At 51.2% G+C, this 20,382-nt stretch carries 14 protein-coding genes; 3 read left to right on the plus strand and 11 right to left on the minus strand.

Annotated features, from left to right (window positions below):
* Window positions 1-43: 43 nt before the first annotated feature.
* Entirely contained in the window at window positions 44-679 is a 636-nt protein-coding gene (locus tag J7619_RS04875; RefSeq protein ID WP_291194872.1) for a response regulator transcription factor, read from the plus strand.
* Here J7619_RS04875 and J7619_RS04880 read toward each other — a convergent pair.
* Window positions 666-3,707, minus strand: a complete 3,042-nt coding sequence (locus J7619_RS04880; protein WP_291194875.1) for an ATP-binding protein — start codon at window positions 3,705-3,707, stop codon at window positions 666-668. The genes J7619_RS04875 and J7619_RS04880 overlap by 14 nt on opposite strands.
* 483 nt (window positions 3,708-4,190) lie before the next feature.
* On the opposite strand from J7619_RS04880, the gene J7619_RS04885 reads away from it, so the two are divergent.
* Entirely contained in the window at window positions 4,191-4,823 is a 633-nt protein-coding gene (locus J7619_RS04885) for a response regulator transcription factor (RefSeq protein ID WP_291194878.1), read from the plus strand.
* On the opposite strand, the gene J7619_RS04890 is transcribed toward J7619_RS04885, so the two are convergent.
* The 9 genes from J7619_RS04890 to J7619_RS32220 form a co-directional block, all read right to left on the minus strand.
* Window positions 4,820-6,106: an aminotransferase class V-fold PLP-dependent enzyme gene (locus J7619_RS04890; protein WP_291194882.1), complete on the minus strand. Its 1,287-nt coding sequence runs from the start codon at window positions 6,104-6,106 to the stop codon at window positions 4,820-4,822. The genes J7619_RS04885 and J7619_RS04890 overlap by 4 nt on opposite strands.
* A gap of 327 nt (window positions 6,107-6,433) precedes the next feature.
* On the minus strand, window positions 6,434-7,588 hold the full coding sequence (locus tag J7619_RS04895) for a glycan-binding surface protein (protein WP_291194885.1): 1,155 nt from the start codon (window positions 7,586-7,588) through the stop codon (window positions 6,434-6,436).
* A gap of 18 nt (window positions 7,589-7,606) precedes the next feature.
* Window positions 7,607-9,289 carry a RagB/SusD family nutrient uptake outer membrane protein gene (locus tag J7619_RS04900; protein WP_291194888.1) on the minus strand — a complete coding sequence of 561 codons (1,683 nt, stop codon included), beginning with the start codon at window positions 9,287-9,289 and terminating at the stop codon, window positions 7,607-7,609.
* 12 nt (window positions 9,290-9,301) lie between these two features.
* Window positions 9,302-12,799, minus strand: a complete 3,498-nt coding sequence (locus tag J7619_RS04905; protein WP_291194891.1) for a TonB-dependent receptor — start codon at window positions 12,797-12,799, stop codon at window positions 9,302-9,304.
* A gap of 99 nt (window positions 12,800-12,898) precedes the next feature.
* The gene (locus tag J7619_RS04910) at window positions 12,899-13,996 is read right to left on the minus strand and encodes a FecR family protein (protein WP_291194894.1); all 1,098 of its coding nucleotides are present in this window, start codon (window positions 13,994-13,996) and stop codon (window positions 12,899-12,901) included.
* A gap of 108 nt (window positions 13,997-14,104) precedes the next feature.
* Window positions 14,105-14,713, minus strand: coding sequence for an RNA polymerase sigma factor (locus tag J7619_RS04915; protein ID WP_291194896.1), 609 nt, complete (start codon window positions 14,711-14,713; stop codon window positions 14,105-14,107).
* A 231-nt stretch (window positions 14,714-14,944) separates the two neighbouring features.
* Window positions 14,945-15,370 (minus strand): two-component system response regulator, encoded by a 426-nt coding sequence (locus tag J7619_RS04920; protein ID WP_291194899.1) that lies wholly within the window; start codon window positions 15,368-15,370, stop codon window positions 14,945-14,947.
* 93 nt (window positions 15,371-15,463) lie between these two features.
* Entirely contained in the window at window positions 15,464-15,715 is a 252-nt protein-coding gene (locus tag J7619_RS04925; RefSeq protein ID WP_291194902.1) for a hypothetical protein, read from the minus strand.
* Entirely contained in the window at window positions 15,658-15,981 is a 324-nt protein-coding gene (locus J7619_RS32220) for a PAS domain S-box protein (RefSeq protein WP_409012704.1), read from the minus strand. Before J7619_RS32220 ends, J7619_RS04925 begins: the two co-directional genes overlap by 58 nt.
* Window positions 15,982-16,019: 38 nt before the next feature.
* Here J7619_RS32220 and J7619_RS04930 point away from each other — a divergent pair, with 38 nt between their 5' ends.
* Window positions 16,020-16,541 carry a DUF4142 domain-containing protein gene (locus J7619_RS04930; RefSeq protein WP_291194905.1) on the plus strand — a complete coding sequence of 174 codons (522 nt, stop codon included), beginning with the start codon at window positions 16,020-16,022 and terminating at the stop codon, window positions 16,539-16,541.
* 42 nt (window positions 16,542-16,583) lie between these two features.
* Here J7619_RS04930 and J7619_RS04935 read toward each other — a convergent pair whose 3' ends face one another.
* Complete coding sequence (locus tag J7619_RS04935; RefSeq protein ID WP_291194908.1) at window positions 16,584-20,375, minus strand: metallophosphoesterase; 3,792 nt, start codon at window positions 20,373-20,375, stop codon at window positions 16,584-16,586.
* Between the last annotated feature and the right edge of the window lie 7 nt (window positions 20,376-20,382).

The following is a 20,382-nucleotide window of genomic DNA, read 5'->3' on the forward strand; positions in this document are numbered from 1 at the left end:
TTGTGTGTTATCCACTAATGCCCGTATCCTTGATCAACTGTTTATGAAGATATTGATCGTCGAAGACCATCCCCTAATCCGGATGGGACTGAAACTTCTCATTTCCGAATCCGACTCAAAAGCTACTGTTACCCAATGCGATACATTCCCCGAAGGCCTCATTCTGCTCGACCAGGAGCGATTTGACCTCCTGATCCTGGACATCGATATTCCGGGCGGTGAGAATATCAAAATGATGAACATGATCCGGAGCAAACAGCCTGATATCATCATCCTGATACATTCCGGGTACGATGAACAAGTGTACGCATTGCCCTACATTAAAGCCGGCGCCAATGGATTTCTTTCCAAACAAGCCTCGCATGACGAGTTCAAAGCAGCATTGAAAGCCGTGATGAGCAAAGGCAAATATGTGAGTTATCAGGTGCAGCAAATCCTGCTAAATACCATCAAAGACAACAATTTCGGCAAGGTAATGAACCCGATTACCAGTCTTTCGCCCAATGAAATGCGCGTGATGCAGCTACTGACCGAAGGCAAATGGACCAAGGAGATTGCGGCGATCATGAATGTGAAAGAAAACACCGTAAGTACCTACAAGCGTCGTATTTTCAATAAATTAGACGTGGTTGACTCGATAGAGCTTTCCAAAAAGGTTTCGTTGCTCAAACAGTTCTAACCGTATTGAATTGCAGGGTAAAGCACGTTTGCTCTGCCTCGCTGCTCACATGAAGCCTTACGTCGATCAGTACGGCCACCTCCTTGACGATCAACAATCCAAGGCCCGTTTTCCGTCCGAACGGCCGCATTTCTTCGTCGGTATCTTCGCGATCCGGTGTGTTGATGATGTCGATCACATGGAGCGGGATACCTGCTCCTGAGTTGGAAATGCGCATGACCACCCCGGAGCCCGTGTCCTCGGTCGCGGTGACTTTAATCGTGCCATTATGCGTAAACTTGACAGCGTTGTCGAGCAGGTTATGGACCATAATCGCCAGCATCTGGGCATCGGAAGGGGCCGTCAGGCCGGCAGGGACCTCGTTTTCAAAAACATTACCTTTTTGTTCACTGGCGGTTCTGAACAGTTCATATTTATTTTCAACAAGCTGCCTAATCGCCACATTTTCAAACTGAATGCTATTGCCGTAAACGTGTACCTTGATGTAGTCGAGCAAACCGCGCAGCAGGTCGCTCATCCGGCGCGAGGAGTTTGAAATCACCTGCCCTATCTCCGAAACTACACCCAGCTCGCCTTTCTCGATCATCGCCGGGATCGATCCCGAAGTGAGCATAATGTAATTCAGCGGTGACTGGATATCGTGCGTCATCGATGTCAGCAACCTCGAAAGCATATGCAGTTGCTTGCTCATTTCATTCTTCGACTCCTCCACGTCCCGCAATGCGAGATTAAGGCTTTCAGTACGTTTGGCAACAATATCTTCCAATCGCTCTTTTTCCCTCGATATATTACGCAGGCGAAAACTGTTGTACAGGTAAAAGCCTCCCGCCACTGCCATAACAAGCAGTATTTTTGCCCACCAGGTCTGGTACCAAAGCGGCGGTACAATCACACAGATTTTCCGGATCATGTAATTATCTTTTCCAAAACCATTCACCTTGCGTACCAGCAACGTATGCGTTCCGTGCCCCAGGTTGGAAAACACAATGCTGAAATCGTTACTCTGGATCGGGATCCAGTCGGAAGTCCCCACCGGCTCCCATTCGTCCAGGAGCGCGTAGGAAAGGTTCAGGTTATAGGCGTCGCCATAGTAGGGTGTGGAAAAGAAGAACCTGGCCTGTACGGGGTTGGCGGGTAAAACCAGCGTATCTCCGCTACGGCCGAGCCATTGTCTGTTCACCAGGATCCTGTCCAGCACGATACCCGCCGAAGGTACTTTTTTAATCACTTTTTCCGGCCGGAACCAGATCAACCCATTGAGCGATGGCAGCGAGATGGTACCGTCTTTCAGCGTCGAAGCACAAGGCTGGCATCCGCCATTGAATTCATTCGTGAGAAACCCCTCCTCTTTGGAGTGATATAGGTAAAACAGGTCGAAGGGCGCCCGCGAGTAGTCGAGCAGGTCTTTAATCGCCATCTGGAACAGCCCTTTATCCGTAGGAACCCAGAAAAAACCATGACCGTCGTCGACAATACAATGCGGGCTTCCCAGGTACCGGTTCCGGTCGAGCGGAAAACGGGTAAGTTTGTCCTTTTCGTACATCAGCAACCCGTCGCTGTTGGCCGTCATCCAGATCCGGTTAGCTTTATCCACGTAAAGGCTCTTGATATAAACCCCATCTGTGCTTTTGACCAGGTTTGCCTTTCCCGAATGCCTGTCGAACACGTACAGGCCAGTGGTAGTCGCTACGAGCATTTTATCCCCGAACGTCTGCAAATAGGTTCCCTTAATGGAATCCCTGACGAGTTTAGGCTGCGGGTCCTTTTCAGAAGGGTCCAATGTATAAACCCCCTTCGTACCGGTTGCAATCCATATTTTACCATCCTGGTCCGGATAAATATGCTTGATTTCCGTGTGGAGGTCCAGTTTGTACAAAATACGATTAGTCTCCAAATCGACCTGGTAGAGCTCTCCTGCCATTTTAACCCAAAGCAAACCCTTCTTGTCATAAAAAAGGCTGCGTTTATCGCCCGTATTCAAGGCTTCCAGGACAGGCACTTTCCCGGTCGTGACCATGCCGGTAATAGGATCTTTGCTCAATACTACACCCGTAGGCGTCAGCACGCCCCGCTCGCCTTTGGGTACCGTTGCATAATAAACGTTCGCAATATCTGGTTCGGGGGACGTCAATGCCTCGAATGTCTGTTTTGTCAACACAAACAAGCCCCTGGACGGGCTCCCCAGGAATATCGTTTCCGTAGCAGGATCGCGGTACACCGACTGGATCACCTGCTCGTCGAGATCGTACCCATCCAGCACCAGCTGTGTCGTAAGCCCTCGTTTCCGTTCTTCCAGCGCGACGTAGAGTTTCTTATGATGATAGAAAAAGAGCTGATTGGAGGTTATATTCCAGAAAACCTTCATCCCCTTAAACTGACCATTGTATTGGTTATCGCGAAGCATATCCCCTTCGATATGCACAGGCCGCACGCCTTGCGCATTGATACCAAGCACTTTGCCACTTTCGTCGGCATAATACAATTGATCCCCCAGCATAAAGTAGTTCCACCACAGCAGCAGTGTGTCCGGGGCAAATGCCGTTTGAGACAATTTGCGTTCACCACGATACAGCTGAACCGAAGCGCTATCGATGACATAGTACTTTCCTTCTCCGTAACTATCAGGGATGATATAGTAGTTCGGGCGCGCAAAGTCGCGAAGATAGGTTGGAATGCCCACCGAAATCAGCGTTTGTGGGTTGCCGTTATCGAAATGGGGAAGCGTCAGGATTTTGTTTTTATAGTAAAGCGAATCGAGCTTCGCTACGCCATGCTCGATCTTCACAAACTGATTGTGATCTGCTGCCGCATAAATTTCGTATCCTGGCTTCTGTTGCCCCGGTCGTCCGGCGCCTCTGGGGTTCATCGACGGCGACAGCATGTAAAAACGGTTGCTGGTCGTACCCACAAACGATTTGTCGAACACATTAAACCGCTGCCCGTCGAAACGCGCCAGGCCGTTTTCGGTGGCGATCCAGATGAACCCCTCCGCGTCGGCGGCAAGATTTCTGACACTATTCTGCGGCATGCCGTTATCGTCCGTGAAATGCCGGAGGGTATAACCCTTCTGGGAAAAAGCATTTTCCAGGCAGAGTAATATGCAAATGAGAGTCAGAGGAACAACTAGCCTATTCACAGAAAACCAAAAAAGGAAACCTTGTCTGCATAGCCGGCGGGTTGCGGACTTCACCTTCCGAACTATTTCGTAAAAATTATATTAAACAAATATAGATGCAGAAATTTTGTAAACAAGCGTAGTATTAAAACTACTACACAAGTCACCTGAATTAAATTAAATATTTTTTGCACGTCGCGAAATTAGTTCTAATTTTATATACAATTATTTGATTAACAACACATTATGTGTAGCTTTTCTTAAATGCCGATAGAGAAAATTCTATCCTCAACTTGTCTCAACGCTACAAAAACAAACGGACCGGCGATTTAAATTTACCGATCGGGAACGGCATTCGGATCCCGTTGGGAAACCCTTAATGACCCATTTCGTTAAATGAAACACATACTGCTTGTTGAGAACCATTCGATCGTAAGGCTTGCAACCCTTTTCATTATACGTGATATTTTCCCGGCAGTTACATCTTGGGAGACCGACAATTTTCCCGATGCCCTTCACATTGTTTCCAGCCAAAGACTCGACCTGGTTCTCCTCGATATTAATATACCCGACGGCGAAGGTTTTCAGATGATCGCCAATATCCGCCGGTTGCAACCCGAAGTGAACATCCTGGTATTCTCGGCCATCGACGAGGAATTGTATGCTATGCATTATCTCAAAGCAGGCGCGAATGGCTTTCTGTCCAAAAATTCTTCCACACAAGAGATCCGCAAGGCCATTCTGGCTGTTCTGGTCAATGGCCGGTATGTGAGCGAAATGGTGCAGCAGATCCTCCTTCGCGGTAACGTCACGCCCGAAACGCGGCAAAGCAATCCGCTCGCCGCACTTTCTCAGCGTGAGATCGAAGTAATGGACCTGCTGCTACAAGGCAAATGGACGAAGGAGATCGCCACATTCCTGAATATTACAGGCAGTTCAGTAAGCACCTACAAGGTGAGAATCTTCGAAAAACTGGGGGTTAATACCGTCATCGAGCTTTATCAGCGGGTTAGCGCGCTGAGGGACTAGGCGCCCGACGGGCCGCTCCTGAGCTCTTCCCTTAACCTCCGCGCCACAACCTTGTCCTCGCCGGGCTGCAACATCCAGGCTGTTATGCGAATAAGGTTAGCCCCTTTAAGCGTTCCTTCCGCAGCAGGGTCAATGGAATCGGAGCCAGCCTGGTAGTAATACAAGGGCAATCCGGAGAAACCAGCCTCTATGGACGGCGTACCAAACCGCAGCTTGTCACGCAACTCGCGGCCTGTCAGTTTCACAATGCTGTCGTCCCAGCTGATGGTCAGGGTCGGTGTGATATTTCCGAGTTCCGGGATCTTTACTTTGGTCGTAATGCCGGGTAAGTCCTTCACTGCGTCTTCAATGCGTGCAATCTGTGCCTCCCAATCCTTCCACTCGCGTTCGTGATCACCGGAAATGAATTTCTCAAGTGCCACGTACATACCTAGTATTTCCTCCTTGTTGACCTTGTGCCCTCGTGCGACCGTAAACCCGCGCGGGGGCGCATTCAGACGAGCGGCCGCGACAATGCCCTTCCGGCCCATCAATATCCCCGCGCTTTGCGGCCCACGCATCGCTTTGCCTCCGGAGATGAACACCATATCGAAACCCATGTCGTTGAACTTCCAGAGATTGGAAACGGGCGGCACATCGGCCGCAATGTCGATGGAAGTGGGGATATTATGTTTTTTACCGAGCGCAACCCATTCCTCGTGTTTGATCTGCCCCGCATTGGCTGTAATGTTGAGAAAATGGAGCAATGCCGTTTTTTCATTGATCGCCTTTTCCACATCCGCGATCGTCTCCACCTCTACCACGGTGCAACCCGTGTTCAGAAAAGCATGGTTGTAGCGCTCGTTATGGGATTTCTGGCAAATCACTTCCGACTTCATCCCGGTTCCTTCCAGATGCGGAAGCTGTTCCACCTTACGTACATCCAGGCCTGTGAGCACGCCCGCGAGGCCGAGGGTCATAGCCGAAAAAGCGCCGCAGGTTACCATGGCGGCTTCCGAATGCACCAGTTTGGCGATCTTCTCCCCTACCTTATCCTGCACTTCATCGATCATACAAAAGTGCCGGGAGGTGCTTTCGATCGTCTCCACGACCTCGTCGTGCATGATGCACCCTGACATATAAGTGAGCGTTCCGGCCGCATTGATAAACGAGCGAATGCCCAGCTCGGCAATAACATCCCGCTTTTTCCTGCGCGAAACATGTTCAGCCCGCGCCCCGGAAATCGGGAGCGAGCTGATTAATGGCAATGTAGTAAGGCTTTGAATAACTTTTCTGCGTTTCATGGGTTCAGGTTTTGCTTGAAACGCAAGATACGAATGATTCAATGAGTGAATGAGTGAATGAGTGAATGGGTGAATGAGTGAATGAGTGATTGAGTGATTGAATAGGTGGTTGACAGCCAGCAGGTCAGGGGTAGTCAGAGCTAGTCATGAAATGTCATTATTAGAGAACAATATGTTCTAAACAGTATTGATCCATCAATCCGCCAACCACTGATTTCCCGACGATTTATTCAATCATTCAGTCATTCAATCATTCAATCATTCACCCATTCACTCATTCAAAATTGAAAATTCAATCATTCAATCATTCAGTCATTCAAAATTCGATCACTTCGGAACGATCCGGAAATTATCGAACGCCATATCACAATCCAGGTCACCGCCGCCGTGGAAGAGCAGGCGTGTGTAGTAGCCTTTCTCGCTAACGATCAGTTTTGAGCCGGCGCTTTCGTAACTCGCGGCGATTTCGTCGAATGGTATCACCACCGTTTGCCATTGCCCTTTGGTGTCGTAGGGCGGCAGCCAGGTATATTGGCTGTCGTTGAAACCACTAGCCAGCCCCGCAGTAATTTTCAACACATTATTATTGTAGGGTTTCACTGTATTGACTTCGAATTTCAGGAAATAATTGGCGGGTTTCAGGATCGCCGAGTCGGGGATATTCTTGCTGATGGCCCCCATCGCATCCGGCGGGCCACCGGCCACTTCGGTCCATTGCCAGCCCCCTATTGCCTTTTTGACCCGGATGTAATTACCATTGATGGAAGGCGGGTCATCCGCGCCCGGTTTCGACACAACAAATGCAGCGTTCCACCAACCGGTAAACGGATCGCTGCTCAGGAAAATATTGCGGTTGTCTCGGAACCAGAGGTCTGACTTCGTTTCACCAAATTTGGTTTTAATCGTCACCGGCCCCGGCTGAGCGCCTTCCGGCACAGTCACCTGAATCTCCTGATCCTTTACATTTACCAGCGTCCCTTGCTTTCCACCGGCAAATGTCACGGTGAGCGGCTGATAAAAGAAATCACCGCGAATCGTAGCAACGCCTCCGGCGGGCACATATTCGCTCAGCATGGCCGATATCAGCGGCTCGCTGATCTTCACCTCGAAGTCATGTTCCAGGATTTTACCATTGGCGAAAACGATCCGCATTTTGTTATTGATTTCCTCGGGGATCTGTGTCGGAACCGATACCAGGATCGTCGTGCTCGTAATGTACGTGGGCGTCAGGCTGACGCGCTGGTCATTGAACCAGATCTCTTTCGCATCCTGCAAGTTTTCCCCCACAATAGCAATCAAATTACCCTGCCCGGCCCCCGTAAGCAGCGAATCGGCATCCTCCGGGTCGGTAACACGGATAAAATTAATTACAGGCTCCCCGTTGTTCGGAAGGTCATCCTTCTGGCAGGAAATGTTAAATACCGCGATCAGCGCCATTGCGGCAATCAGCGACAGGTTTCTTAGGTTAAATAATTTATTCATAAGCAATGCCTGACAAAATCATTTACGTTGATAATCGACTGCCGGTTTTTGAAGGTTCGGTGCCTGACTGAGTTCCGCAGAAGGAATCGGCAACAGGAAATTCCCGCTGTTCGCATCTATTTTTCGTTCAGCCGTAGCCCAGGGTGTTTTTGTGAAAGTCCAGGAAGTCGGATCGGGGAAGCGGTCGGGTTTTGTAAAGAAAAATCCCCGGTCCTGCGCATTCAGAATAGCATATGCCTTGGTGGGGTTGTAGTAATGCAGGCTCACCAGGTCGTACCATGCCATTCCCTCCATCGCAAATTCGACGATCCGCTCTCTAAAAATCTGATCAAACGTAAGTGCCGCGGTAACAGGCGACAGACCGGCGCGGGTATGCACCTGGTTAAAATATTGCAATGCTTTGGCGTCGGTAGTAGAGGCATTGTTGCCCAAAACCGCCTCCGCGTAGGTCAGGTACATTTCGGCCAGGCGCATCATATAGGTATCGTGGCCGTAATTCTGCTGTGCAGCCTGCCCGCCCACATCCGCGGCTTTACCCGTAATGTATTTTTTGATCGCTATAAAGTTGTTATCGGTCCCATTGAACGGATAGACCAGCTTCTGGCTTCCGCCAGGTATCGTTTGGGTGATCTCGGGATAACTCGCGCCCGGCAGCATGAATGTCGCTTTCAACCGCTGGTCGACTGTCCGGCCTTGCAGCACTGTTTCCGAAACCGTTTTAATGCCCTCATACTGCTGCATCACCCACCAGGTTGCCCCTTTATCACCGCCCCAGCCGTCGCCATTGGCAATATCGGGACCATAAGCCAGATAAGCCGGCGTAGAATTTTGCGTACCCCACGCGCCTGGCGAATACACCCATTGCAGCGAGAACAGCGATTCCGCGTTGTTATCGTAAGGATACCGGAACAGGTTTTCATACTTCGGCAGCAACGACGCGCCACTGAGGGATATCACGCGGTCGGCATAATACTTCGCGCTGTCCAGAAATACCTGGTTCCGCTGGCCCGACGCATTCGCTTCCACGCCCGCCCGCGTGAGATAAAAACGGGCCAGCATCCCTTCCGCCGACCATCTGGTAAGCCTTCCGACGCGCACCGGCTTTTCCGGCAGATCTTCCGCAATCTGGCGCATTTCACCGGTAATGAATTTCCAGACACTCTTAGGGGTATTGCGCTGTACGGTCGTGTCCGAAAGCAGCGTAAGGTTATTCTCGATCACCGGTACGGCGCCCCAGTTCATGACCAGGAAACGGTAGGCCAATGCCCGCATGAATCGCGCCTCGGCAATGGCGTGCTTTTTCACGGCCGCGGACACCGACGCCCCCGCATATTTCTGAATGTTCTGGATAGCCAGGTTCGACTGCCCTACCACGATAAAAAACGACCGCCATGCCGAGCCATTCTCCGGTGTGTTCCCTGTGGTGTTGAAAAGGACATTCCCCCTGTCGTTCCAGGCCGAAAAAGCGGTGCCCGCTCGGAAATCGCCGAGGTTGTACGACGCTTTGTCATTGTAATCGAACCATACTTTACTGTACAGCAATGCAGTGCTTGCCAATACCTGGTCGTCGGTTTGGTAAAAACCGGCATCTACAATGGAGTCTTTGGGCGGACATTCCAGAAAATCCTCCGAGCAGGCTCCGAGCAATGCAAGCGGTATGATGGCGATCAGCTTCGTGTAAATGCTTTTTAAGTATTTCATTTTTCGGCTGTTTTAGAAGTCCAATCCTAAACTGAATGTGTAAACGGGTGTCAGCGGGTAACGTCCGTAATCCAGTCCGACGGCCTGGTTAGCGGCACTGGCATCCCTCGAAACATATGCGCCCACTTCCGGGTCGAAGCCCGAGTAGCCGGTGAACGTGGCGACGTTCTGGGCACCGACCGACACCCTCGCACCACGGATGATTTTCTGGCGCGATACCAGCGATACAGGTAAATTGTAGGTCAGGGAAATGTTTTTGAGGCGGATAAACGAGCCGTCCTCTACCCATTTGTCGGTATGGCGTGCGAAGTTACCGTTCGGGCCGTTCGAAATACGGGCCACATCCGTTCCCGGATTCGACAGGGTAACAGTACCGTCGTCGTTTTTCACGGGTTTGGCGTAATCCATCGCATGCACGAGCAAATTCCGGCTCAGGTTGATATTGCTCGCATTCGTATTCAGTTTTCCCAGGAAATTGTACACATCATTGCCGTAGGTGCTCGTCAGCAAAATGCTCAGATCGAAACCTTTACAGGAAAATGTATTGGTAAAACCTGCAAACAGCTTCGGCCACGGGTTACCGATTACTGTTTGGTCATTCTCGTTGATAATGCCGTCGCCATTCACATCCTTGAACTTGACGTCCCCTACCCAGATATTGTTTTCATTGATGGGCAGCTTCACCCCGTTGTTGTCGACAGGCAATGCACTCTCTTCGATTTCCTTCACCGACTGGAACAAACCTTCCTCGATATATCCGCGGAACAGCCACGGCGCCTTGCCCACCTCCGAGCGTTGCGTCCAGTCGGCCAGCCACCACGATGTCCGGTCCACAAAAGCCGCGTCCGAATAGAATGATTTGATCTTCGTTTTGAAGCCTGATATATTCAGGTTGGATTCCCATTTAAACCCGCCCCGGTTGACATTGACGGTGTTGATCGTAAATCCCCAACCTTTGTTCTGCAATGCACCGATATTGACAGTCGGTGATCCTACCGCGCCCGTGCCGTTAGTTCCCATGTACCACGGCAACGGCTTTTCCATCAGCAGATTGTCTGTATTTTTGATATAATAATCGAATTCAAACTGAATGCGGTTTTGAAAAAGCCCGAGGTTAATTCCGAAGTTATTGGTTTTCGTTTCTTCCCATTTCAGGCCGTCGTTGGCATACTTAGTGGGCAAAAATCCCGTTGTGGTGGGTGTTGTACCCGTGCCCATAGGTGAGTAAATGCCACCGCTGCCCTGGTTACCCGTGATTCCCGTTTCGAAGCGCAATTTCAGCTCGCTGATAGCCGGTACATGGAAAAACGGCTCCTGCGAAACGCGCCACGCTGCCGATACCGACGGGAAGAAGCCCCATTTGTTGTCGGCACCAAAATTGGCCGAACCATCGCGCCGGACAGTACCCATAATAATGTAACGATCCGCAAAATTGTAGTTCAGCCTTCCGAGGTACGACTCCATCGCCCATTCGCCCGATCCGCCTGAATTGCTGGCCGTAAGCGCATCACCCGCCGCCAGATCGAGAATATCGTTGGTGAGGAAGCCAGTCCGGCCTCCCCCGAGGTTCTTCCACGTCGACTCTTGTGCTTCGTGGCTGAGCATGACATTCACACTGTGCCTGCCAAACTGCCTGTTGTATTCCAAAAGCTGGTTCCAGTTCCAGTAGGTGTTCACGCCTGAACCGTTGGTGTAGGAGGCCGTCACATTCTGTGCCCAACCGATTTTGTAGGTCGGGATGTAGTAGGATGAATTTGAAAAACCCAGGTTAGTATTGAATGAGCTCCTGAATTGTAACCCTTTGGCAATCCGCACACCGATATTAAGCCCGCCCAGAAACTGTCTCCTGACCAGCTTGTTGGTCGTCAGGTTGGCGATCGCAATCGGATTGACGGGTGCGAAAATATTCGCCCCGTTATTTTCATCGCCACCGCCCCAGCTACCGTCGATGTTTCGGACCGGTACCTGCGGCGTAAGCTGCAACGCATTCGAAATGATGTTTTCCTGGCTCGTCGTCAGGTTATCGTTGGTTTGGGTGAAGCTGAGGTTTGCCCCGATGCTCGCCCATTCGCGCGGTTTGTTATCAAGGTTGAGCCGGAATGCATACCGGTTAAACCCTGATCCCAATGCAACCCCATCCTGTTTCAGATATTCGCCAGACAAATAATAGGTCGTACGGTCGTTACCGCCGCTGAGGCTCAGCTGGTGCTTGTGCATAGGCGCATTTTTGAAAAGCTCCTTTTGCCAGTCGGTGCCCTTTCCGAGCAGTGAAGGGTCGAGGAATTCCTCCGGTGTTTCGCCCCCTGCCAGCTGATGGTATTCGCCCACCATTTGCGCATATTGCCGCAAGTCCATCACCTTCAACGGCTTGGGAGGAGTTTGAAGACTGAATTGATAACCATATGCAATTTTGGTATCGCCCGACTTGCCCCTTTTTGTCGTGATCAGCAAAACCCCGTTCGTCGCGCGGGAACCGTAAATGGCCGTAGCGGACGGGCCTTGCAACACTTCCACCGATTCGATATCGGCCGGGTTCAGGCCAGCCAGAGGATTGGAAGAACTCTGCGCCCCGAATGACACCGATTGTCCCTGGATTTGCACGCCATCCACCACATACAGCGGCTCATTGCTGCCGCTAATGGAGTTGATCCCCCGGATATTCACCGAAATGCCCCCGCCCGGCTGGCCGGAGTTCTGCGTGATGTACACTCCGGCCGCGCGTCCCTGGATCGCCTGCTCCAATGTGGTGTTGGTCGTGCGCGCAATGTCTTTGGAAGAAACGGAAGTCTGGGCGGTTGTAAGATCGGCCCGCTTCATTTCTCCGTAACCTACCACCACCACTTCCTCCAACGCCTTGGTATCCACTTTCATGGCCACATTCAGTTCCGAGCGCGTGCCCGCCTGGATTTCCTGCGACAAATACCCCACGAACGAGAATATCAGCGTATTTTCCCCTTGTCCCAATTCCAGCTCGTACTGGCCCGCCGAATTGGTGGTGGTGCCACGGGAAGTTCCTTTCACTACCACGCTCACTCCCGGCAGGCCATCCCCTTTCTCGTCGGTTACTTTTCCTCTGATCGAAGCCAGTACTTCGTGGTCATTCGCTTCCCGGCCGGCTTCGGGCACCGGCACCGACGAGCTCTTTTCGGCCCTGAAAAGCATTACCTGCTTTCCGGCCACCTCATAACGAATGGAAAGCGGCCTCAGCAACCGTACCAACGCCTCCGCCAACGGCTCATTCGACGCCTGAAACGAAACCCGCGTCGACGACCGAATCTCGGCCGGGTTGTAAATGAACTTCACCTCCGAATTCCGCTCGATGGACAACAGCACGGTTTTAAGGCTTTTGTCTTCCATTCTGAGCGTAATCCTCCTTTCGAGCAAGTCCTGCGCAACTACACGGTGGTGACCAAACGTCACACCCGAAAATGCGACGATTATGCATAACTGTAACAAGGATAGTTTCATGATATCCCACACAATGGTTTTGAAATGTAGATTTCCGGGCATATTCAGTTTCAATTTGTTTCAGTATTGAAAAAAGCAAGGCAATATTTTCCCATCCCGTCCGCGTTGCGCGAAGGGCATTTAATCGGTCGGAATTTTATTTCAATCGGCTTTGCAGCCCTCGCCATGTATAATCACCTGTCCGTCCACTACCTCGTATTTCGCATGGATGATCCGGCATATCAAATCCAGCTGCTCATACATGGGTAGTCCCGAAAGGTTCGCTGTCAGCTGGCAATCCGACAACTGCTCTTCATTGAAAAACAGCTCGATGCCGTATTCCTTTTCGAGCGTTTTAAACACATTTCTAACCGGCGCTTCATCAAACACCAGTGACGCAGCCGGTATTTCGCTTACCCTCACGGGCACATCCACGATCACCTTCACCAACCGGGATTCCTGCTTATCGAACAGCACCCGCTGATTAGGTTTCAGCACTACACCCATCACCTTTTCAGGTGTCCCGGCAACAGGTTCGTCCTTCTTCGAATAAACCGACACCCGACCCGTTTTGACAGACACCGATGCATTCCGATCCTTGTCAAACGACCTTACCGTAAAACTCGTCCCGAGTACCCGGGTTACCAATTCCTTTGTTTTCACCAGAAAAGGCCGTTCAGGATTGTGGCTGATCTGGAAAAACGCTTCCCCTTTCAAATGTACTTCGCGCCTTTCCGGAGCGAATTGTTTTGGGAACGTTAGCTCACTTTGCGGTTCCAGCGTCACGACACTACTGTCTTCCAGGAGGATCGTAACAGGCTTCGCCGTGTGATTGAAGCGCACAATATGGCCTTCCCCATTTTCATGCACGATGGCCGTCCTGCGCGGGCCGTCCGGCTTTGTTTCCATGAACCGGTACGCTAACCAACCGAACCCGACCAGGAGACATACCGAGGCTGCGATGCTCCAATACCGGTAAAACGCAGGCCTCACAGGCGCTTCCGTGCGTTGTGGATGCCCGTCTATGCGCGCCAGCAGGTCCGTCACCCGCCCGTCCAGCTCTTCCACCCCTACGTACAGCTCTTTTTCAGCGAGTACATACAACAATGCACGCGCCTCGTCCAGCTCCTCCCGGCGATCCGGGTTTTCCTTCATCCAATTTTCCCAAAAAGCCGCCGCCGATGAATCCTGTTCCAATATCCAGGACCTGAAAAACGGATCCGTCGCGAAATCGGTGGCCGTATAATGTCGATAATTCATGATTGGGGAACGCTTCTGATAAAGAGATGCAAATGGCACCCGTCAGATACCATGATTTATAGATTTTTTTGAAATATTTTTATTGAAATAATTACAAACGATTCAAAATCAAGAAAATAACAACACGAGCAGCGCGCTGATAGCCGAAGGACTGAAACGTTTGCGAAGCTGGCCATAAGCCATTTGGAGCAGGTTGGATACCGTTTGCGGGGTAATGTTGAGCATGGCCGAAATCTCCTCGCGGCTCAGCTCCTGATAATATTTGAGGTAGATCACCTCGCGCTGCCGTACCGGCAAAGCATCGAGCATTTCCGAAACCACCTGCGTTTTACGGGCTACGGTCTCGTCCTTGATCATCCACCATTCAGGAGAAAATTCAATGGAAAAAGCATACTCCTCACTGAGCGGAGTGAGCGAATCGTCAGCCATGCGCATGGACCGGCGGTTACGGGCGATCTTGCGGCGAACGGATACCAGCAGGTAGGCCTTCACGTGCCCCGGCTCTACCACTCTTTCGCGGCTGTGCCAGAGATCGATAAATACTTCCTGAATGCAATCCTTCACAAAGGCTTCGTCTTTTACAAATTTGAAGCCATAGTTGAGCAAGGCTTTGAAATGGAAATGCATTAGCTGTCCCAAAGCCTGGTCATTACCTTTCACCAATTCTTTCCAAAGCCGGGTATCCCTGGATTGAGACAAATTTCCACCACTAGTCATGCATTATCGGACGTTTTTCTTTGTTGGACCGCATAGGTTGGACCGCACAGGTTGGACCGCATAGGTTGAACCGCATAGGTTGGACCGCACAAGCGGGGTTCAAAGATAGGTTTATATCACTATAAACTTAATAAATATTATTTTACAGCGATACCCAAAAAGAGGAAAGAAAAGCCGAAGCCGGGAGGATAATAATGGGCGGCTCAGGGCCGAGCCGAGGAATGCGTGCAGTTATTCCTGTATTACATTATCGAAAAATCTCCGCAGTTTTTCAGAGCCAATGATCCGGCGGCAGGTTTCAATGGTAAGCGGTTTCTGCTGGTAATCAATTACCTGCCCGAATGTCATCGCCCGGGACTTTTCGCTTTCTTCTGTCGCCGAACTCACCATGACGATCAGCACTTTGGACAAATAGGGTTTATCGCCGATCGCTCCCAGAAATTCCCAGCCGTTCATGACCGGCATATTGATGTCCAGCAATACCAGAAATGTCGTTTCCATCGCTTGGTTGCTATCCAGGTAATCCAGTGCCTCCTGTCCATTGTAACAAAGCACGGTATCGCACAATATCCCGCTCCTTTTGAGAAAAGTATCATGAAGGAATAGCATGATCTTGTCGTCATCTACCAAAAGGATTTTTAGCGCGTCATTCGTCATCGTTCTGAACTTTATCTGCTTTGCGTACAATCTGCCGGACACCTCGTCGGCCGAGGATCGGATCTGTCCTGATCTGCCGGTGTTCCCTGATTTTTAAAAACAGTGCCAGTACAACTTCCCGGTCGTTCGGGTGGATCCACTCGAATGCATTTTTCCTACCAGATAGTCGGGCTCAATGCCCAGAATAGGCAGGCGGCTTTCGCTTACAAACTTGTAATTACCCTGCATATTGGATTTTCCATTGAAACTGCCGGTTATCAACGTACCATCCTTCTTCCTGATGTTCATCAAACCGTTGAGAATTTCACCATTGAGGAAGTTCTTCCATACCGCATTGAAGTCCATTTCTTCGGGTATCGGGAGCGATTCTCGATGCGAACAACCCTGAGATCATTGATTTCGTAGCCGGGTATCCGGCGCGTGGCCTCATTAATGTCCGCACAGCAGCCATGATCGTCGCAAAGGACGATCGCGTCCGAGGGATTATCGACAATCGCTTTGAATTTCTTTTCCGACGCCCTCCTCCTGCTTCTCTGTACGCATTCATTCCAGCCCTCACGGGAATAGGTACCGTATAGATTTAGTATTACAACGTTATATCCCGCTGGCATAATAATTATCCTCTGGTTGCAAAACAACCAGGAAGTTTATGAGCGGATACTTATTTCTCATATTCACGATCCTCTTCTTCGCCCTTACCGGCTGCGAAAACAACGACGAAACCGATCCGTCGCTCATCAGCGAGCTCGATAAGCAGTTCATCCTGGGAGCAGCCGACGACGCTTTGTTCCAGGTCAATGCCGGACAGGTAGCTGCGTCACGCACGACGCGGCACAGCATTCAGGAATATGGTGAGGAAATGACGGCCAGCCACACCCAGGCCGGAAAGGAATTACAGACGCTTGCCGCAGCCCGGAAAGTGCAGCTTCCCACGACGCTTTCCGACGAGCGCCAGCAGCAGCTGGATAGCCTTTCCATGCAAACCGGCATGAGCCTAGACACCCTGTATCTCAACCAGATGGTAGCATTACAGGAACGCGCCGTACATATGATGGAGATCGAAGGGATCTCGGGTAAGGACACCGAGTTGAAAAAATGGGCGTCCGATCGCCTGCCCCTCATGAGGCAGTTCGAAGAACGCGCCAAAGCCTTGCGGGATTCGCTGGAATAGTGGTCTGACGACCACGACCGCCGACAACTGACGGCCGTCATTTCAAAACCAGAACCCTAGCTGCACCGCGATCCGCGGCTTCTCCTCATTTTTCTCTTTCGGAATGAATGCGCCTACGGCAATAGTCAATGCGTCGACTGGCGAGAGCCAGATACCGCCGCCATAATTGTAATGCCACTTCTCCGACGATTCGCCTTCCAGCCATACGCGTCCGTAATCGAAACCGCCGAAAATGCCGTACGTGAGCGGTAATGTGGGATTATAGCTGCTGCCAAGACGCAAACGCAGGTCGGTATCGTGCCAGAACGAGCTTTTTCCATAAAACCGCTCGGTACGATACCCTCGCAAGCCCAGCTTACCGCCGATATTAGGCATTTGGAAAAACTGAAACCCTTTACCGAAGTTCACGCCCGTGCCGGCCTGAGTGGCAAGAATAAGGTTTTCCTTCTGGTCGAGCGCGGTATACCAGGCAAATTGAGCACGCAAACCGGTAAAGTTTTTGTCGCTTTTCAGATCGGCAGTCCAGTTCAACGCGGCATTGAAACGGATACCGGTGTGTGGGGAGAATAAATTATCGACGCTGCTGAAATTGAAGGTAAACTTGGCACCGCTGTAATATTTGGTTTTGAAAATATCATCCGGCAAGCCGTTCTCACTGCTGGTGATATACCGCCCACCCGTCGCCTGAATATCGTTCACTTCGAATACCGGCCCCAGCGTGATAAAGCCGTTATGTCCGCCGAAACGCTTTTTGAGCGCCGGGTACACATAAAACGCGCTCTGGCGCACGCGGTAGAAATTGGCATCGTCCACCGGCCGTTCTGTCTCGTTGCCTAATCCTGCATAGTTGAATGCATAGCGCGGACCGCGGTAGTAGCTATCGAGGTAAAAGTCGAATTTCTTGAATGCATTGATAAAATCACCGGTATAATTGACCTTGAAACCCTGTGTCCTCACCGCAAAACTTCCGCCAATGCTCTGTACCGAGGCATAAGGTTCTTTCTTGAAACCATATTTGGTCACATTCACCGCTCCGCCCAGGAAAAAACCGTCGTCGGGGTTGGCACCCAGCAATGGCAGCGGCAAAGTGATATCGTAGTTGCTGTCGGCGCTCCGGCGGTCGTACACATTGAAACGGTACAGGCTGGTGCGCTTGTCCTTCGTGTCAGGGCCCGGAATAATGGTATTATTTTTCAAATCGTCGTAAACGAGTGTTTTCTTCCCGCCTCCGCTCACGCGCGCGCTATCCGCGAAAACGTCCTTGCCCAGTCCGCCGATAAGCCGCAGCTTCACGCCTTTGCGTACATCCCCTTTTACAATGAACTCGTCGTTGTCGCCATTTCCGTAAACATTGATAGCGTGCGTTACAGCATTGTCGAAGACCCGCTGGTAATTCTGATGTTTGATCCGGCCTTCCTTTCCTGTTTCGTACACGGTCACACGCGTATGCGCGTCATCCATCCGCTCGATCAGGAAGCGTTCCTGCTCTTCGGTACCGATCACATTCACTTCCTTACTCACAAACTCGTAATGCGTACGCGCAATCTCCATCAAATGCGCCCGGCGTGCTTTCAGGCCTTCGATCATTTTGGCGGAAACCATTTCACGTGCCTTCGGCGGCCAGTCTTTGAAAGACGCCTCAATGGCCTCATCGGTAAGGTTCTTCTGAATGTATTTCACCTGCTCTTCCCATTGCTCCCAGCTTAGCTCATTCAGGAAGGTCCGGTCGAAAAGGCGGGCACTCCAGGTGGTCCACTTCATACTCTGAATCTCGGGGCCGTAGGTTTGCAGTTGCCGGAGGAAGGGCAGCGTCTGCCGGGCAATGTTGGTCAGGAAGCCGTCGTAGCGGGAGAACGCCTGGTCGCGGTCGCGTGGAATGGGCCGGTAAATAATGGTTCCATCTTTTTGCTTGGTCGAAGCCCATTCCCACTGGTCGTCGTGGCGGTCCCAGTCACCGACGACGAAATCGAGCAAACGTGTGCGGATCGTCCAGGATTCATCGACTTTGTTTTTACTGTTTTCCAGCAACGCTTCCACCAGCTCCGGCGTGCTCACGATTTTGTCGGGATTTCCGAAGAAATCCGCATTCTTCCATTTCTTGCCGTCTGCACGCTCCTCCACGAGGTTCATCGTACCCCCGAAAATGCTGTTGAATGTCCCCAGGCCGGGTTGGGCCGGTACATAATACATCCGGGGATTGGTATGATACACATTGATCGCCCCCGCCAATGCCGGCATATTCAACGGTGCAAACGGGTTTGTCGACAGAAAGTTATCTTCCACCAGGTACTGCGCTGCGATCATCTGGTTGAACGGGAATGGCAGAAACCGGCTCACATCCTTGGTAAGGCCGCGCATGGCATATTCCCTGCCATCTCCATCGCGGAGGCGCAGCGAGTTGGTCTGGTTACCGCCCCCTTGCTTGATGGGTATCACACCGCCTTTGTAAGTAGCCAGGTCAAGCACCGGAAAACGGTACTGTTGCAGGTACAAGGGCCGGTAATGCTCTCCAAGCATGGCTTTATGGATTTTTCCGATCGGTTTTACCTCATTACTGACAATGAATTTGGTGGTCGAATCGGCATGCTGGTTGTATTCCGTAAATGCGATGGTCGAATCCGGTATTTCGATCTGCTGTTTATCCTTCACTTTGTGCTGAAAAACCAGTTTGGCATCCTTGCCGTCGGGCGTCACTTCCCAGAACTTCGCCCAGGTTTCGCCGCCCGCATAGAAGCTCAATGTCGAAAATCCGAGTTTGGAAGAAGAAAACAGGGAGCCTTTCCCAAGACTGACCGGGCTGACCTTAGAGCCGCTTCCGCTCACGATAAACTCCTGTCCGTCATTTTCGATAAATTCCAGTGCATGCTCATGCCCGCTGGCAAAAATAAACTTGCCGTTCTTCTTCGCGCCTGCGAGTACCGCCGTGCGCAGATCTTTATAATGCTTGTTGGCCACATCCTGCCGCGAACCGATCGTCGCACGGAACAATGCGCTGAGGCTACCGAGTACCGGCAACGGAATGTACAATTTCGGGTTCAGTTCGGTGAGCGGAAAAATGTGCTGCTTGATAGTGAACCTTCCTCCGTGCGGGCCATAGGTGTAAGGCGGGTGGTGCATTGCAATCACGACGTGCTTGTTACGGTATTTACGCACCACGTTCTCCCACACAAACCGGAACTGTTCGCGGTTCCTGATCTCGCAACCGTCGTTGATCTTCTGGTCGCGGTCCCAGTCGGTAAGCCACCATTGCGAATCGGCGACGATGATCACTACATTGTCGTTCAGCTCCACCACTTCCGGGCCAGAGCACCCGTTCAATGGCAGGAAATAATCCTCGTAATCGTCCTTGTCTTTCTTTCCGCGGGCTTCGTTGATGTGTTTCTGGACGTATTTTTCCTGCCGTTTCAAACCCTTCACGCCCCAGCCGCGCCAATCATGGTTACCAGGCAGGAAAATAGGATGGCCTTTGAAATTTTCGAGGGTTTCGAGCTGGGAGTTAATGCGGAATTCGGCCACTTTCCTCGCTGCCGAATCTTCCGATGGCGGCATGCCCGACTCGTAGATATTGTCGCCCAGAAACAATATGGAGCTGTTTTTCGACTCGGTACCGAGTTTCGTTTTGAGGTATTCCAAAACGGGGGCCCTGTTTTCGGCTGCATCGTTACCCGCGTCGCCCACGAGGTACATGGTATGTTTCAGTTCCAATGCAGGATCGGGCGACGCCGACTGCCATTGCGCACCTTCCTTTGAAAAACGGGTTTTATAGGTTGCACAGGCCGATACACCTGCCACAACTGTCCCTAACGTAAGTAAACGGAGTAAATATCTATTCATAGGATGT

The organism is Dyadobacter sp. (genome assembly GCF_017744695.1).
GTDB lineage: Bacteria > Bacteroidota > Bacteroidia > Cytophagales > Spirosomataceae > Dyadobacter.

What these genes read in the sequence shown, in the direction of transcription:
- J7619_RS04875 (WP_291194872.1), top strand. Translation starts at nt 44, where the DNA reads ATGAAGATATTGATCGTCGAAGACCATCCCCTAATCCGGATGGGACTG.
- J7619_RS04880 (WP_291194875.1), bottom strand. Translation starts at nt 3,707, where the DNA reads ATGCCGCAGAATAGTGTCAGAAATCTTGCCGCCGACGCGGAGGGGTTC.
- J7619_RS04885 (WP_291194878.1), top strand. Translation starts at nt 4,191, where the DNA reads ATGAAACACATACTGCTTGTTGAGAACCATTCGATCGTAAGGCTTGCA.
- J7619_RS04890 (WP_291194882.1), bottom strand. Translation starts at nt 6,106, where the DNA reads ATGAAACGCAGAAAAGTTATTCAAAGCCTTACTACATTGCCATTAATC.
- J7619_RS04895 (WP_291194885.1), bottom strand. Translation starts at nt 7,588, where the DNA reads ATGAATAAATTATTTAACCTAAGAAACCTGTCGCTGATTGCCGCAATG.
- J7619_RS04900 (WP_291194888.1), bottom strand. Translation starts at nt 9,289, where the DNA reads ATGAAATACTTAAAAAGCATTTACACGAAGCTGATCGCCATCATACCG.
- J7619_RS04905 (WP_291194891.1), bottom strand. Translation starts at nt 12,799, where the DNA reads ATGCCCGGAAATCTACATTTCAAAACCATTGTGTGGGATATCATGAAA.
- J7619_RS04910 (WP_291194894.1), bottom strand. Translation starts at nt 13,996, where the DNA reads ATGAATTATCGACATTATACGGCCACCGATTTCGCGACGGATCCGTTT.
- J7619_RS04915 (WP_291194896.1), bottom strand. Translation starts at nt 14,713, where the DNA reads ATGACTAGTGGTGGAAATTTGTCTCAATCCAGGGATACCCGGCTTTGG.
- J7619_RS04920 (WP_291194899.1), bottom strand. Translation starts at nt 15,370, where the DNA reads ATGACGAATGACGCGCTAAAAATCCTTTTGGTAGATGACGACAAGATC.
- J7619_RS04925 (WP_291194902.1), bottom strand. Translation starts at nt 15,715, where the DNA reads ATGGACTTCAATGCGGTATGGAAGAACTTCCTCAATGGTGAAATTCTC.
- J7619_RS32220 (WP_409012704.1), bottom strand. Translation starts at nt 15,981, where the DNA reads ATGCCAGCGGGATATAACGTTGTAATACTAAATCTATACGGTACCTAT.
- J7619_RS04930 (WP_291194905.1), top strand. Translation starts at nt 16,020, where the DNA reads ATGAGCGGATACTTATTTCTCATATTCACGATCCTCTTCTTCGCCCTT.
- J7619_RS04935 (WP_291194908.1), bottom strand. Translation starts at nt 20,375, where the DNA reads ATGAATAGATATTTACTCCGTTTACTTACGTTAGGGACAGTTGTGGCA.